12 protein-coding genes are annotated in these 13,272 nt (G+C 39.4%); 5 read left to right on the top strand and 7 right to left on the bottom strand.

The window, feature by feature from the left end; genetic code table 11:
* Window positions 1-92: 92 nt before the first annotated feature.
* The 6 genes from ACOXXR_RS04410 to ACOXXR_RS04385 all read right to left on the bottom strand — a co-directional run bounded on the left by ACOXXR_RS04410 (window position 93) and on the right by ACOXXR_RS04385 (window position 5,795).
* Window positions 93-716, bottom strand: coding sequence for an NAD(P)H-dependent oxidoreductase (locus ACOXXR_RS04410; RefSeq protein WP_445278834.1), 624 nt, complete (start codon window positions 714-716; stop codon window positions 93-95).
* 93 nt (window positions 717-809) lie between these two features.
* Window positions 810-1,307 (bottom strand): GNAT family N-acetyltransferase, encoded by a 498-nt coding sequence (locus tag ACOXXR_RS04405; RefSeq protein WP_445278833.1) that lies wholly within the window; start codon window positions 1,305-1,307, stop codon window positions 810-812.
* A 14-nt stretch (window positions 1,308-1,321) separates the two neighbouring features.
* Window positions 1,322-3,310 (bottom strand): excinuclease ABC subunit UvrB, encoded by a 1,989-nt coding sequence (uvrB, locus tag ACOXXR_RS04400; RefSeq protein ID WP_215194472.1) that lies wholly within the window; start codon window positions 3,308-3,310, stop codon window positions 1,322-1,324.
* Window positions 3,311-3,600: 290 nt separating this feature from the next.
* Complete coding sequence (locus ACOXXR_RS04395; protein WP_445278832.1) at window positions 3,601-4,290, bottom strand: hypothetical protein; 690 nt, start codon at window positions 4,288-4,290, stop codon at window positions 3,601-3,603.
* Window positions 4,274-5,083, bottom strand: coding sequence for a hypothetical protein (locus ACOXXR_RS04390; protein ID WP_023023395.1), 810 nt, complete (start codon window positions 5,081-5,083; stop codon window positions 4,274-4,276). The genes ACOXXR_RS04395 and ACOXXR_RS04390 overlap by 17 nt, the downstream gene beginning before the upstream one ends.
* Before the next feature lies 1 nt (window position 5,084).
* Entirely contained in the window at window positions 5,085-5,795 is a 711-nt protein-coding gene (locus tag ACOXXR_RS04385) for an ABC transporter ATP-binding protein (RefSeq protein ID WP_023023397.1), read from the bottom strand.
* A 158-nt stretch (window positions 5,796-5,953) separates the two neighbouring features.
* Between ACOXXR_RS04385 and ACOXXR_RS04380 the strand changes: the two genes are divergently transcribed.
* A complete protein-coding gene (locus ACOXXR_RS04380; protein WP_023023398.1) occupies window positions 5,954-6,625 on the top strand; it encodes a response regulator transcription factor in 672 nt (223 codons plus the stop codon).
* On the top strand, window positions 6,610-7,683 hold the full coding sequence (locus tag ACOXXR_RS04375; RefSeq protein WP_445278831.1) for a sensor histidine kinase: 1,074 nt from the start codon (window positions 6,610-6,612) through the stop codon (window positions 7,681-7,683). The genes ACOXXR_RS04380 and ACOXXR_RS04375 overlap by 16 nt, the downstream gene beginning before the upstream one ends.
* A gap of 110 nt (window positions 7,684-7,793) precedes the next feature.
* Here ACOXXR_RS04375 and ACOXXR_RS04370 read toward each other — a convergent pair whose 3' ends face one another.
* Window positions 7,794-8,741 carry a CPBP family intramembrane glutamic endopeptidase gene (locus tag ACOXXR_RS04370; protein WP_023023402.1) on the bottom strand — a complete coding sequence of 316 codons (948 nt, stop codon included), beginning with the start codon at window positions 8,739-8,741 and terminating at the stop codon, window positions 7,794-7,796.
* A 262-nt stretch (window positions 8,742-9,003) separates the two neighbouring features.
* Between ACOXXR_RS04370 and ACOXXR_RS04365 the strand changes: the two genes are divergently transcribed.
* From ACOXXR_RS04365 to ACOXXR_RS04355, 3 genes are all read left to right on the top strand, one after another.
* Window positions 9,004-11,208 (top strand): ABC transporter substrate-binding protein/permease, encoded by a 2,205-nt coding sequence (locus ACOXXR_RS04365; protein ID WP_445278830.1) that lies wholly within the window; start codon window positions 9,004-9,006, stop codon window positions 11,206-11,208.
* A complete protein-coding gene (locus ACOXXR_RS04360) occupies window positions 11,208-11,948 on the top strand; it encodes an amino acid ABC transporter ATP-binding protein (protein WP_445278829.1) in 741 nt (246 codons plus the stop codon). The genes ACOXXR_RS04365 and ACOXXR_RS04360 overlap by 1 nt, the downstream gene beginning before the upstream one ends.
* A gap of 152 nt (window positions 11,949-12,100) precedes the next feature.
* Window positions 12,101-13,255 (top strand): MFS transporter, encoded by a 1,155-nt coding sequence (locus tag ACOXXR_RS04355; protein ID WP_445278828.1) that lies wholly within the window; start codon window positions 12,101-12,103, stop codon window positions 13,253-13,255.
* Window positions 13,256-13,272 lie beyond the last annotated feature (17 nt).

The following is a 13,272-nucleotide window of genomic DNA, read 5'->3' as shown; positions in this document are numbered from 1 at the left end:
CCCTATTTTTATAGATTATATTGATAGTTTAACTAAATCCTATTCAAAACACAACTAAAGACACTAACTTATAAGAAGAAACTGACTTTTCATCAGAGTTTCTTGGCTTCTACTTCTACTTTTTGGAGATGCTGTTCACGGACGCTAGCTGTATTCACATCCCGGCCGACTTCTCCCAAAATACAGACACGCTTGGTTTTAATCCCACAATGGTTCAAGATAGCATTCTTCAAAACAGAAATGCCGTAACTATCAGGAATGTTAAGAGGTCCCGAAAAAATCTTGTACCACCAAGTTGGCGCCATGGAAGTCGCATAAATACTGGCAGTTCTCCCTTTGAGCAACTTCTTAAATTGCTTACCTCTGATGTAATTCCAGACAAAGCTACCCTGATCATTGGCCGAGTAGGCAATCCCTGGTGTAAAGACCCGATCAATCCAACCTTTCAGGAGGCTAGGCATACTACTCCACCAGATGGGATAGACAAAGATTAGGTGATCCGCCCACTGGATCCATTCTTGAGAATGAAGGATAAAGGGATCTTCTTCCATCCGTTTTCGGTAACCATAGCGAAGGACAGGATCAAAGTCCTCTTCATTGAGACTGATCACTTGGAGCTCGTGGTGATTTGGATCAATCGTTTCGACAATGGTTTGAAAAATAGCCTGACAGTAACTTTCCTTATCCGGGTGCCCGTTGATGACTAAAATTTTCATTCGTCTTCTCCTTCATTTCTTTGGTTCATTCTATCTCTTTTATTTTTTTACTTGATTAATTGATAATGGTTCAAAGATTGATAGATAGGTCCTTTAGGAATTCTTATTTGAAGAACACATCATCCGCAATTCCTTAACAGGTTTTCCAAGTTCAAGTATTTTTTCTTGCCCATCAAAAGTAAAACCCATTTTTTGATAGAAAGCAATGGCTCGCTTATTATCTTTCAATACCCATAAATAAATCTCAGAGAAATGATCAAGAACAGCAAATGCAGCATGCATTAACTGTTCACTCACACCTTTTCCATAGTAATCTTTTAAAACATATAAGGCAATGATTTCACCAGCTTGAATGGCCTCATCACGAAAATTTCCATAGCTGATAAATCCAACGACCTTATTTCCATCCATCGCAATCAAGGTATTTTCTGGATACTGTTGACTAAAGAAACGACATCTATCTAATGTCATCGTCTCCTGAAATTCCGCGGGTAAAAGATCGTCATAAGCCTCTCTCCACGTTTGCCAATGAACGAGAGATTTTCCTTCTATCTCTTCAGGAGTTTCCATTGTTTTAATGATAATCTCCATTCATTTTATCCTATCTAATCCAAGGCCTTGACTTCCAACATCATATCGCGGATTTGCGCTGCCAGCTCGAAATCAAGCACTTCGACAGCTTCTTGCATTTGACCTTGCAGTTTCTTGACCAGTTCCTTGCGCTCTTGGCGGTTGAGACTAGTGATATCCACTTCCTTGTCCTCTTCTTTGGCTACCGCCTTGGTAACAGAGATGAGGTCACGGATTTCCTTCTTGATGGTTTGTGGCACAATGCCATGCTCTTTATTATAAGCCATCTGGATTTTCCGACGACGGGCCGTTTCATCGATAGCTTTTTGCATAGACTGAGTCATAGTATCTGCGTACATGATCACATGACCCTCACTATTACGGGCAGCACGACCGATGGTCTGGATCAGCCCCCGTTCGTTACGGAGGAAACCTTCCTTGTCGGCATCAAGGATAGCAACTAGACTGACTTCTGGTACGTCAATCCCTTCACGAAGAAGGTTGATCCCGACCAAGACGTCAAAAACGCCCAGACGCAAATCACGGATAATCTCCGTCCGCTCCAAGGTCTTAATATCCGAGTGCATGTATTTGACCTTGACACCCATTTCTTTGAAGTAGTCGGTCAAGTCCTCTGCCATCTTCTTGGTCAAGGTGGTGACAAAGGTCCGCTCTCCCCGTTCTACACGCGCATTAATCTCACCCAAGAGATCGTCCATTTGTCCCATGGTCGGACGCACTTCCACCTCGGGATCGAGTAGGCCTGTCGGACGAATGATCTGCTCGATGACAGTATCCGTTTGTTCCATCTCATAATCACCCGGTGTCGCTGACACATAGACAATCTGGTGGACATGACTTTCAAACTCCTCCCGACGCAGTGGCCGGTTATCCAAGGCAGACGGCAAACGGAAACCATAGTTGACTAGCATTTCCTTGCGCGAGCGGTCTCCATTGTACATGCCCTTGATCTGTCCCATGGTCATGTGGCTTTCATCGATCATAATGAGAAAATCTTCTGGGAAAAAGTCAAGAAGAGTGTAAGGTGGCTCTCCCTCACTCCGTCCATCCATGTGACGGGAGTAGTTTTCGACCCCATTGGTGTAGCCCATCTCCCGTAGCATTTCAATATCGTACTCAGTACGTTGTTTCAGGCGTTGAGCTTCCAAAAGCTTGCCTTCTTTTTCAAAGACTTTTAACTGCTCTTCTAGTTCCGCTTGAATCTTGGCAATGGCCACTTCCATATGGTCGTCGTTGGTCACGAAGTGAGTGGCTGGGAAAATGGCTAAGTGGTCCACATCTCCTAGAACTTGGCCCGTCAGAGCTTCAATCTCACGAATCCGCTCAATCTCGTCTCCAAAAAACTCAACCCGAAAGGCATGCTCATCACGCGAAGCTGGAAAAATCTCCACCACGTCCCCACGAACACGGAATTTGCCCCGTTGAAAGTCGATGTCATTGCGCTCAAACTGGATATCCACCAGGTCATTGAGCAGTTTATCACGAGAAATCTCCAGACCTGGACGCAGACTCACCACGCTATCGGCATATTCCTTCGGCGAACCCAAACCATAAATACAAGAGACGGAAGCTACAACGATGACATCGTTACGCTCCAACAAAGCTGAGGTTGCGGAGTGACGAAGCTTGTCAATCTCATCATTAACTGAGCTATCTTTTTCGATATAGGTATCGCTCGATGGTACATAGGCTTCTGGCTGGTAGTAATCATAGTAAGATACGAAGTACTCGACGGCATTTTCAGGGAAAAATTCCTTGAACTCTCCATAGAGCTGGCCTGCTAGGGTTTTATTGTGGGCGATGACCAAGGTCGGTTTATTGACTTGGGCAATGACCTGGCTCATGGTATAGGTCTTCCCCGTACCAGTCGCTCCCATCAGGATTTGCGCCTTCTCACCACCCTCGATGTTATCCACCAACTGCTCGATGGCCTGCGGTTGATCCCCAGACGGTTGGTATTTCGATACTAGTTTAAATTTGTTATCTGTTACTCGATTAATCATCTCTTTGTCCTCACATATATAGACCTTATTTTACCATAAATCACTAGAATTCTCTGAGATGAGGAATGAAGAGGGAAGACAACATGTTACAGAACGATCCCTTAAATTGGTACATGAGCGAATTACAATCTAATTAATTGGACACGCATTAGCATAAAAACTAAACAAGACTCTCGCAATTACTTCGAAAGTCTTGTCTTTTATTCTAAAACCATGCAATACGTAATAAACATCAGTGTCCATGATATACAAAATTAGAAAGGTTTGCTCATTAGTATCATTTTTATTTACTACTTAACTTCTTGATTCCTTACCAAGAAGTAGAGAGTTGCTCCAAGTGAACATACCAGTCCAATAACGTAAATACAGAGTTGCAGATAGGAAGCTCTCCCTAGTATTGTGTCCGCAACAATATTATAAAATAGGTAACTAGTCAATGGTTCCATTACTCTTTCTATGAATGGTTGTACCAAAATAGGAAATAGCAACAAAATAGCTAAACTTCCCATTGGACTTTTGAAAAAATAACTTAAAAAGTAAGAAATCAAAAAGTATTGGATGGAGTCAATCAAAAAGAAACAGAAAATTTCTAAACTGACACCATTTTCGCTCCTAAAAAAATGAAACCATATAAGCAGTACAATGTAATTTAAGGTTGATTGTAGTAATACATCAAACAACTCTATGAATAGGATCCTAATTGAACTTAAGATCCTTTTTCCACTTACCAAGTAAACTAGTTTTGTTTCGTGTGATTGTAACTCAACAAATGCATTAACACATCCAATGCCAATAGAAAACATTGATGCAAAAACAAGAGCTTGCTCTAAAGATAATTCTACAATTGTACCATTAATTGCAACTGGCAACACACGTAATAGACACACAAAAAATATCAAAAGTGACTGTATGGCTATCTGGTACTTTACAGGTTTTAAACTATATTTTTTGACAATAAGACTTCTAAATAGACTTGCCATTCTTCCTCCCCATTCGAATCTTTTCTACAACAATTATTAATACCAAGAATACGACTCCTTCCACTACTAAAAGAGTAAATCCATACAATTGACTCGTTTGAGTCCCTTCAATTCGACCAAAAGCAAAAGATTTTGCTCCTATCAAAGGCATTAGATTCTCTAATTCCGAAGAAATTCCTCTTAAAATACCTGATAAAGTGATAACTAATAATAAAACGATTGCAATTAATGAAGACATTGATTTTTTTGTTAGTCTTATTAAAAATATAGCTAATAAAGTGAGGACAATCGCAAATATCATAACTCTTATCGTGACATCTAAAAACATTGTAAATTCTAAATAGTTCTTTAAAGTTGAATCTAGAAAAATGAGTAAAAGAACAACATTTACTATAGATAAGATTAAAGTAGAAAGTAACGATAGGACAATCGAACTAGCAATAAAACCAGTAAGACGAACTTTCCAGTTTGGGATCAATAACTGAGTAAAATTATCATCACCAAATTGGTAATGGGTTGAATAAACAAGTGAAACCAAGATTGGCAAGAAAATAACACTTGCTTGGTAGGGGGAGGATAAGAGGGCATCCCTGACTGTATAGACTGGATTCGATGATAACATAGACGGATCAAGGTTAACTGCTTGGCCATTTCCTTCTACTAAGGCATTTATCACCTGAATATTTTGAATTGTAAAAAATATGCTGACTCCCAAAATAAGAAAAAAAGTGAATTTAAAAGTAGGTAAACTACAATATTTATAGAGATCACTAAAAAAGGAACGCTTCAACATATTATTCACCTTCTTTCCCTTCGAGTGCCTTAAAATATGCTTCCTCAAAAGATCCAAACTGTTTTAAAATATCTTTGGTAGGAGCATCAATAACAATTTTCCCATTAGAAATCCCAACCAAATGATCTACAGTTAATTCTAACTCACTCATATAATGACTTGTCATTAATACAGTCTTACCTTCATTGACAAAAGCCTGTAAAAAATTGCGTACCCAACGTATACCCTCTGGATCTAGTCCATTGATTGGTTCATCTAAAATTAAGATGTCAGGATTGGCTAATAAGGCTGTTGCTAAACCAAGACGTTGCTTCATTCCTAATGAATAGTCTTTTACTTTTTTATTTTTTGCTTCACTTAACCCCACCAACTCTAAACATTCCTTGCACCTATTACTGTCAACGCCACAAGCTAATCCAATCCACCGAAGATGCTGGAATCCTGTCCTTGTTGGGTAAGGTTGACAACTATCGAGAAATGATCCAACAATACAAAAAGGATTATCTCCCAATTGAGAGTATTTTTTGCCATCGATCAACGCCATTCCCATTTGACTATTTTCTAAACCAAGTAAAATTCTAATTAAAGTTGATTTTCCAGATCCATTTGGTCCAATCAATCCAGTAATCTCACCTTTCTTGGCTTTGAAAGACACGTTTTGAAGGACAATTTTATTATTATATTCCTTATGTAGCTTTTGAATTGTTATCATTCATTCTTTTTCCTTTCTGACTTTTAGTGAAATTCCACCTTCACTTGAAGCAAGTATAACAGCAGAAAATCAGAAAAATCTCAGAATAATAATTTTTTTCATTTCTAACAAATTGCATTCCATATTTGCTATAATATGCTCATATAATTGGAGGAACTATGAAGTATAAAATTTTAGCCATTGACGATGATGAAAAAATCTTACGATTAATAGCGAATGCATTAAGAGCGAACAACTTCCACGTTGAAACTCGTAAATATATAGAGGAAATCAATATCTGTGACTTTACTGGATTCGATCTAATTTTACTTGACGTTATGATGCCTATTTCTGGTTTAGAAATCTGTCGTTCCATTCGTTCACAAATTACTACTCCAATCCTATTTCTAACCGCTAAAGATTTTGAAGAAGATTTACTAAAAGGAATACAAGCCGGAGCCGATGATTACATCACAAAACCATTCAGCATTAAAGAATTGATTGCAAGAATTCAAATGCATCTTCGTAGAGAAGAAAGATCAAATCATGCCTCTAAAGAAGAGATAGATTCAAATATAACTTTTTATCGAGATAGTCAAGAAGTTTATTATCAGTCAAAGAGAATTTCATTAACTAAGCGAGAGTTTGATTTACTTTATCTTTTAGCAAAAAGTGAGAACCGAATATTTAGCATAGAAGAACTTTACAATTACCTCTATCCTGTAGACTCTGATGCACAACTACGATCCATTACTGAATACATCTATCAAATCAGACAAAAATTTAAGATTCATCAAATTGATCCTATAAAAACAGTATGGGGAGGAGGATACAAATGGAAAAAGAATTGACAATCAAGCAACTCATTAAGCGTACCTACCTTAAAATCATTTGGCAATTTCTTCTATGTCTGATACTTTTTTACGTAGTTCCAGCTCTTCTATCTTCTGTATCTGGAATTAATGAGAAAAATGCCAATCACTTTGCTTTATTTTTTAGCGTCAGTTCTTGGATTTATCTTTGCATCATTTTAATTTTTATCATTGTAATAAATATTAGACGGTTATTAACCAAGATTCAAAAAGAAATGAACATGGTTTATCATAGTGGTCTATATTTCACCAAAAATGAACATCACCATTTGCAGATTAAAGAATTCATTGAAACAAACGATCTGATCGAAAAAATGCAATCTGAAATAAAAAATAGAATTCAAAATGAAAAAGATCAAAAAAAAGAACTCATGTTTCAAGTATCTAGCGCTGCACATGATCTTCGAACTCCTCTAACTGTCATCAGAGGAAATGCTGAATTCTTACAATCCACCGAGCAAACACCTCAAGCAATGGAATGTCTAAAAGATCTTGAGCAAGCAAGTATTCAGTTAAACGATTATTTTAACCACTTTATCCAATACTCCAAAACTTTTTACGACCATGATATTCAACTTGAAAACATATCAATTAAACAAGTAACTCATCAATTGAAAGAACATATCACTCCTTTACTCCCTAGAAATACACAATTTGTTTTTACAAACACAGTAACTCCATCGACACAAATTGCCATTCATTCCAATATATTTTTCCGAGCAATCACAAATATTATTACTAATGCAGTACAACATCAAAAAGAAAATGATGCTCAAATCCACCTAACAATGTCACAAGAAAATAGTCAATTAGTTCTAACTATATGGAATAACCAATCTAGTTTTTCAAAAAATATATTACAACATGCTGGAAATCTATTCTATAAAGATGACCAAGCAAGAACACCTTCTCAAGAAAGTCACTATGGACTTGGTTTATCTTTCGTGAAACGCGTCATGAAACTTCATAATGGAACAATGCATTTAGAAAATATTAATCATGGTGCACAAGTCAAGTTAATTATTCCCATTATATAGAATAAGCCGAACTCATCAATATGTGTTCGGCTTTCCTTCATTTATAATTGATAAAAAAGACAGGCACTTTTGCCTGTCTTCGTTTTCATCATCATTTCCTATCAGCCATTTCACACTTCTTCATCAACAACTCTTTCATTTCTTTCCCCTAAGCGGTAAACAATCACGACGGATAATAGAAGAACCAGAGTTGTGATGATTGACCCTTCTGCACCAAATGCTCCTCCGGTCAGCCAGTCGGGGCCTGATCCCATGGTAAAGCTAAAGATAGAAGCATCTGCTCCCGTCCCACTGACTTGAAAGCCAAGGAGATTTCCTTGTACATAGTTCCAAGTCCCGTGCTGAGCCACCACTAGCCAAATGCTATCGGTGTAGATAAGAAGCAGACCAGCTAGCACCCCATCAAGGACAATATTCAGGACGGATAAGAAAGTCACTCCTGAATTTCCCAGATGAAGAATACCAAAGAGACTACTAGAAATCGCGATGGCTAAAGGAAGATTAGCTCTTGCAGCAATCCGAGTTAGGAGCCAGCCTCGCGTCGCTACTTCTTCAGTCCCACCTTGCAGGAGCCAAAATGGGAATAACCCTAGAATAAAGAGGATGGGTTCTAAACTTAATTCATTTAGCTCAAAAGACCCGATTCCACCTACCTGGTAGACAAGAGCAATCACTCCCATTTGCAGAAGGGAAAGCAAAATCCCCCAGGCAAGATATTTAAGCCAGCTCTTTTTAACAAAACCTAAAGTCGATAAGGGATTCTTCTCAATGAACTTCACCCAAATAATAAAGAGGATGAGAATGAATACAAAACTGAAGAGCTCATAATAAAGAAAATAATGGTAGAAAAACTCTTGAACACTTGCGCCTCCATTTCCTGGTGAAAAAAGCTCTGTTAAAAACTCTATGACCAAAGAAAATGGTCCCACTAATTCACTACCGAGCCATAGTCCCCCTTCAACAAAGAGGAAGGTTAAAAAGACATAGAACAGTGTAGAAATGAGCACTGGCAACGACGTGTTAGTTTTTATATCCTGAATAATCTTTCCTTTCTTCATTAGTAACCTCCATTTATCTAATAGGTCCATTGTAACAAAGAAAACCCAAACCTGCAACATCCATTCATGTTAGGTAATCTAACATGAATTGGTGAAATTTCTTGTTTTCAAGGTTGATTTATGATATAATGGTTCTTGTAAAAAATAAATGATGAAATTCATACTCGTTTTCAGTATGAATTCTTTATTTTTTTAAACCCTCTGAGGGTATCCCTTCCATTACTCTTCATCAGACAATGGATTAGATATAAAGGAGAACGAAATGAAGAAAAAACTATTAGCCTATTTGCTTTTCTTATTTCCACTATTCGCCTTTGCGAGTCAAGCACAGGCAGAAACGGTTAAAGTCGTTTTCGATACGGCATATGCGCCCTTCGAATTCAAGGACTCAGACCAAGTTTATAAAGGAATTGACGTTGAAATCTTGGATAAGGTCGCTGAAATCAACGGTTGGACCTTAGAAAAGTCTTTCCCAGGCTTTGACGCGGCCGTCAACATGGTCCAATCCGGGCAAGCCGATGCCATTATGGCAGGGATGACCAAGACCAAAGAACGTGAACAAGTCTTTACTATGTCCGATACCTACTATGATACAAAAGTCGTGATCGCAACTAAGAAAGCTAACAAGATCACTTCCTATGACCAGCTCAAAGGAAAAACGGTTGGAGTCAAAAATGGAACTGCTGCCCAACGTTTCCTTCAAAAGAACAAGGACAAGTACGGATATACTATCAAGACCTTCGATACCAGTGATTTGATGAATAACAGTTTATCAACCGGTGCAGTGGATGCTATTATGGATGACCAACCTGTTATCGAATATGCTATTAAGCAAGGACAAGACCTTTCTATTAATATGGAAGGAGAAGCTGTCGGAAGCTTTGCCTTTGGGGTCAAAAAAGGTGGTTCTCACGAAAAACTCATCAAACAGTTCAATACTGCTCTTGCCCAAATGAAGAAAGATGGTACGCTAGATCAAATTATTGAAAAATGGACTGGTAGCAGCCAATCATCATCTACAGCAACAACTACCGCTAGCACTACTGTTGTTCCAGAAACGAGCACTGAAGCAGGACAAAAGGCGACTCCTAAGAAGAAAACGTATAAAATTTCTAGTGATTCCTCTTTTGCTCCCTTCGTCTTCCAAAATGATCAAAGTAAATACACTGGGATTGATATGGAATTGATTAAGGCCATTGCCAAAGACCAAGGATTTACACTAGAAATTAGCAATCCAGGTTTTGATGCTGCTGTCAGTGATGTCCAGAATGGTAATGCCGATGGAATGATTGCCGGGATGACTGTTACTGATGCGCGTAAGGCGACTTTTGACTTCTCAGATCCATACTACACAACGAATTCAATCCTAGCAGTTCAAGAAAGTAGTAAAATTTCTTCCTACGAAGATCTAAAAGGAAAAACAGTTGGTGTCAAAAATGGGACTGCTTCTCAAACTTTCCTCGAGGAAAACAAGAGCAAGTATGGCTATAAAATCAAAACCTTCTCAGATGGGGCTTCTATGTATGACAGCTTGAACTCAGGTTCTGTAGCTGCCATCATGGATGATGAACCTGTCATCAAATACGCCATTAAACAAGGACGTAAATTCAAAACACCTATCGAAGGTACTCCAAGTGGTCAGATTGCCTTTGCTGTTCAAAAAGATTCGAACCCTGAATTGATTGAAATGTTCAACAACGGTTTGGCCAACTTAAAAGAGAGTGGCGAATACCAAAAGATCTTGGATAAGTACCTTTCAAGCGATAGCGACGAAACAACTGAATCTACTTCAGTAGATGAAACGACTATCTGGGGCTTGCTCCAAAACAACTACAAACAATTGTTAGGTGGATTAGGTGTCACTATCGCCCTTGCTTTAATATCCTTCGCAATCGCTATGGTTGTTGGGATTATCTTCGGAATGTTTAGTGTCAGTCCTTATAAATGGCTTCGTTGGACTGCTGAGATCTTCGTCGATGTCATTCGCGGTATCCCACTGATGATCCTTGCTGCCTTCATCTTCTGGGGAATTCCTAATTTGATCGAGTCCATGACGGGCCACCAATCCCCAATCAATGACTTCCTTGCAGGTACCATCGCTCTCTCCCTCAATTCTGCTGCTTATATCGCTGAGATTGTTCGTGGAGGGATTCAAGCCGTACCAGCTGGACAGATGGAAGCTAGTCGAAGCCTCGGGATTTCATACAGCAAGACCATGCGCAAGATTATCTTGCCTCAAGCGACAAAACTTATGCTTCCAAACTTTGTCAACCAATTCGTTATTGCACTGAAAGATACGACTATCGTGTCTGCAATCGGTTTGGTCGAGCTCTTCCAGACTGGTAAGATTATCATCGCTCGAAACTACCAAAGCTTCAAGATGTATGCGATCCTTGCCGTCTTCTACCTCGTCATCATTACCTTATTGACACGCTTTGCAAAACAATTAGAAAAGAGGGCTAACTAATGGCTAAATTAAAAATTGATGTCCATGACCTCCACAAATATTACGGTGAAAATGTGGTCCTAAAAGGCATCTCAACAAAATTCTACGAAGGAGATGTGGTTTGCATCATTGGACCATCTGGTTCTGGTAAATCCACCTTCCTTCGCAGTCTCAATCTTCTCGAAGAAGTAACCAAGGGACAGATTACCGTGAACGGCTATGATCTTACTGATCCAAAAACCAACATTGATATCGTCCGTGAAAATGTCGGGATGGTCTTCCAGCACTTCAACCTCTTCCCTCATATGAGTGTCATCGAAAACATCATGTTTGCTCCTTTGGAGCACAAACGCATGAGTCGTGAAGAAGCTAAGGAATTAGCGATGGAACTCTTGGAAAAGGTTGGACTGGCTGACAAAGCTGAAGTCTCTCCTGATAGCTTGTCAGGTGGTCAGAAACAGCGGGTGGCCATTGCGCGTGGTTTGGCAATGAAGCCAGATGTCATGCTCTTTGACGAACCAACTTCTGCCCTTGACCCTGAAATGGTCGGGGACGTACTGAACGTTATGAAGGATTTGGCTAAGCAAGGGATGACCATGATTATCGTCACCCACGAGATGGGATTTGCGCGCCAAGTGGCCAATCGTGTCATCTTTACCGCTGATGGCGAATTCCTCGAAGACGGCAAACCAGACCAAATCTTCGACAACCCACAACACCCACGTTTGAAAGAATTCTTGGATAAGGTGTTAAACGTTTAATAGAAATAGAAACTGGAGTTAAACCTCCAGTTTTTTCTTTTTCCAATAATGAAAAATATTGAGAAATTTCATTTAAATAACTTGCTAAATGAATCAAAAAACTATACCATAGTAGAGTGTCTTTTGACCAAATATGTGACTGAAGGATGATTATGAAAAAATTATTAGAAAAGGTTAGTATCCTTTCTTTATCTCTTGTATTAACAACGTCTTTTTCGATTTCGAGTGCACTTCCCTATATGTTTGAATACTATAAGGATCTCCCTAAAAGTCAGATCGAACTCTTGGTATCCCTTCCATCCGCTGGGATTATGCTCACCCTCTTCCTCAACACCTTTATCGAACGCTTCTTGGATGAGAGAAAGATGATTATCACCGGTCTGTTAATTCTCTCAATCTTTGGAATGGTCCCTTTCATTAACCAAGTTTATCCTATCCTCTTCATCTCTCGTTTCATCTTTGGAATGGGTGTCGGTTTGATCAATGCTAAGGCTATTTCAATTATCAGCGAGCGCTACCAGGGACGCGAACGAGTCCAAACTCTTGGATTTCGTGGTTCTGCCGAGGTCGTAGGGACAGCCCTCGTCACTTTATTGGTCGGCTTCCTCCTCCAATTCGGCTGGACTTCTAGCTTCCTAGCTTACGGGGCCGGCTTAATCGTTCTCTTTCTCTTCATGACCTTTGTCCCTTACCACCAGCAAGAAGAAAGTCAGCATACACATGCCAATCATAAAGAACCACTCCAAAAGGAAGAATGGAAGTTAACTATTATTTTGGCCATTGTAGCTGCAATGATTGTCCTTTGCAACGTCGGAGTAACTCTTCGCATTCCAAGTATTGTCGCCTACACGTTCAAGGATCAACATAATTCAGCCAGCTTCATTCTAAGTGCTATGCAATTAATCGGAATTCTAGCTGGTCTCACCTTCTCTGGCCTTGTTCATTTGTTCAAGAGCAAATTGATTACTTATGCTGGGATTGCTTATGGATTCTCCATGATGGCTGTAGCCCTTTCGCCAAGCATCCCTCTTCTTGCTCTTTCCGCCCTCTTCTCTGGCTATACGTATAGCACTGCCCTCACCATGGTTTTCCAAATCTTGTCAGCCAAGATTCCTGCCAAACGATTAAACCAAGTGACCTCTGTAGCCGTCTTGGGTTGTAGCTTTGGAGCGGCCATTACACCTTTCGCCCTCAATACCATCGGTCTCATCTCAGACAGCAACGCTTTCATCTTTACCGTATTAGGTATTGCTATGGCACTCCTAGCCTTCTCTCTTCTCTATCTTTTAAAAGATCAGCAGGATTAAACACAAAAGACTGGAAA

This window comes from Streptococcus sp. KHUD_013 (assembly GCF_052588545.1).
This window is presented reverse-complemented; position numbering and strand designations above follow the sequence as displayed.

Excerpts from the sequence above, each read along its gene's own strand:
- ACOXXR_RS04380 (WP_023023398.1), top strand. The coding sequence starts at position 5,954 with ATGAAGTATAAAATTTTAGCCATTGACGATGATGAAAAAATCTTACGA.
- ACOXXR_RS04355 (WP_445278828.1), top strand. The coding sequence starts at position 12,101 with ATGAAAAAATTATTAGAAAAGGTTAGTATCCTTTCTTTATCTCTTGTA.
- ACOXXR_RS04410 (WP_445278834.1), bottom strand. The coding sequence starts at position 716 with ATGAAAATTTTAGTCATCAACGGGCACCCGGATAAGGAAAGTTACTGT.
- ACOXXR_RS04370 (WP_023023402.1), bottom strand. The coding sequence starts at position 8,741 with ATGAAGAAAGGAAAGATTATTCAGGATATAAAAACTAACACGTCGTTG.
- ACOXXR_RS04365 (WP_445278830.1), top strand. The coding sequence starts at position 9,004 with ATGAAGAAAAAACTATTAGCCTATTTGCTTTTCTTATTTCCACTATTC.
- ACOXXR_RS04390 (WP_023023395.1), bottom strand. The coding sequence starts at position 5,083 with ATGTTGAAGCGTTCCTTTTTTAGTGATCTCTATAAATATTGTAGTTTA.
- ACOXXR_RS04405 (WP_445278833.1), bottom strand. The coding sequence starts at position 1,307 with ATGGAGATTATCATTAAAACAATGGAAACTCCTGAAGAGATAGAAGGA.
- ACOXXR_RS04385 (WP_023023397.1), bottom strand. The coding sequence starts at position 5,795 with ATGATAACAATTCAAAAGCTACATAAGGAATATAATAATAAAATTGTC.
- ACOXXR_RS04360 (WP_445278829.1), top strand. The coding sequence starts at position 11,208 with ATGGCTAAATTAAAAATTGATGTCCATGACCTCCACAAATATTACGGT.
- ACOXXR_RS04395 (WP_445278832.1), bottom strand. The coding sequence starts at position 4,290 with ATGGCAAGTCTATTTAGAAGTCTTATTGTCAAAAAATATAGTTTAAAA.
- ACOXXR_RS04375 (WP_445278831.1), top strand. The coding sequence starts at position 6,610 with ATGGAAAAAGAATTGACAATCAAGCAACTCATTAAGCGTACCTACCTT.
- uvrB (WP_215194472.1), bottom strand. The coding sequence starts at position 3,310 with ATGATTAATCGAGTAACAGATAACAAATTTAAACTAGTATCGAAATAC.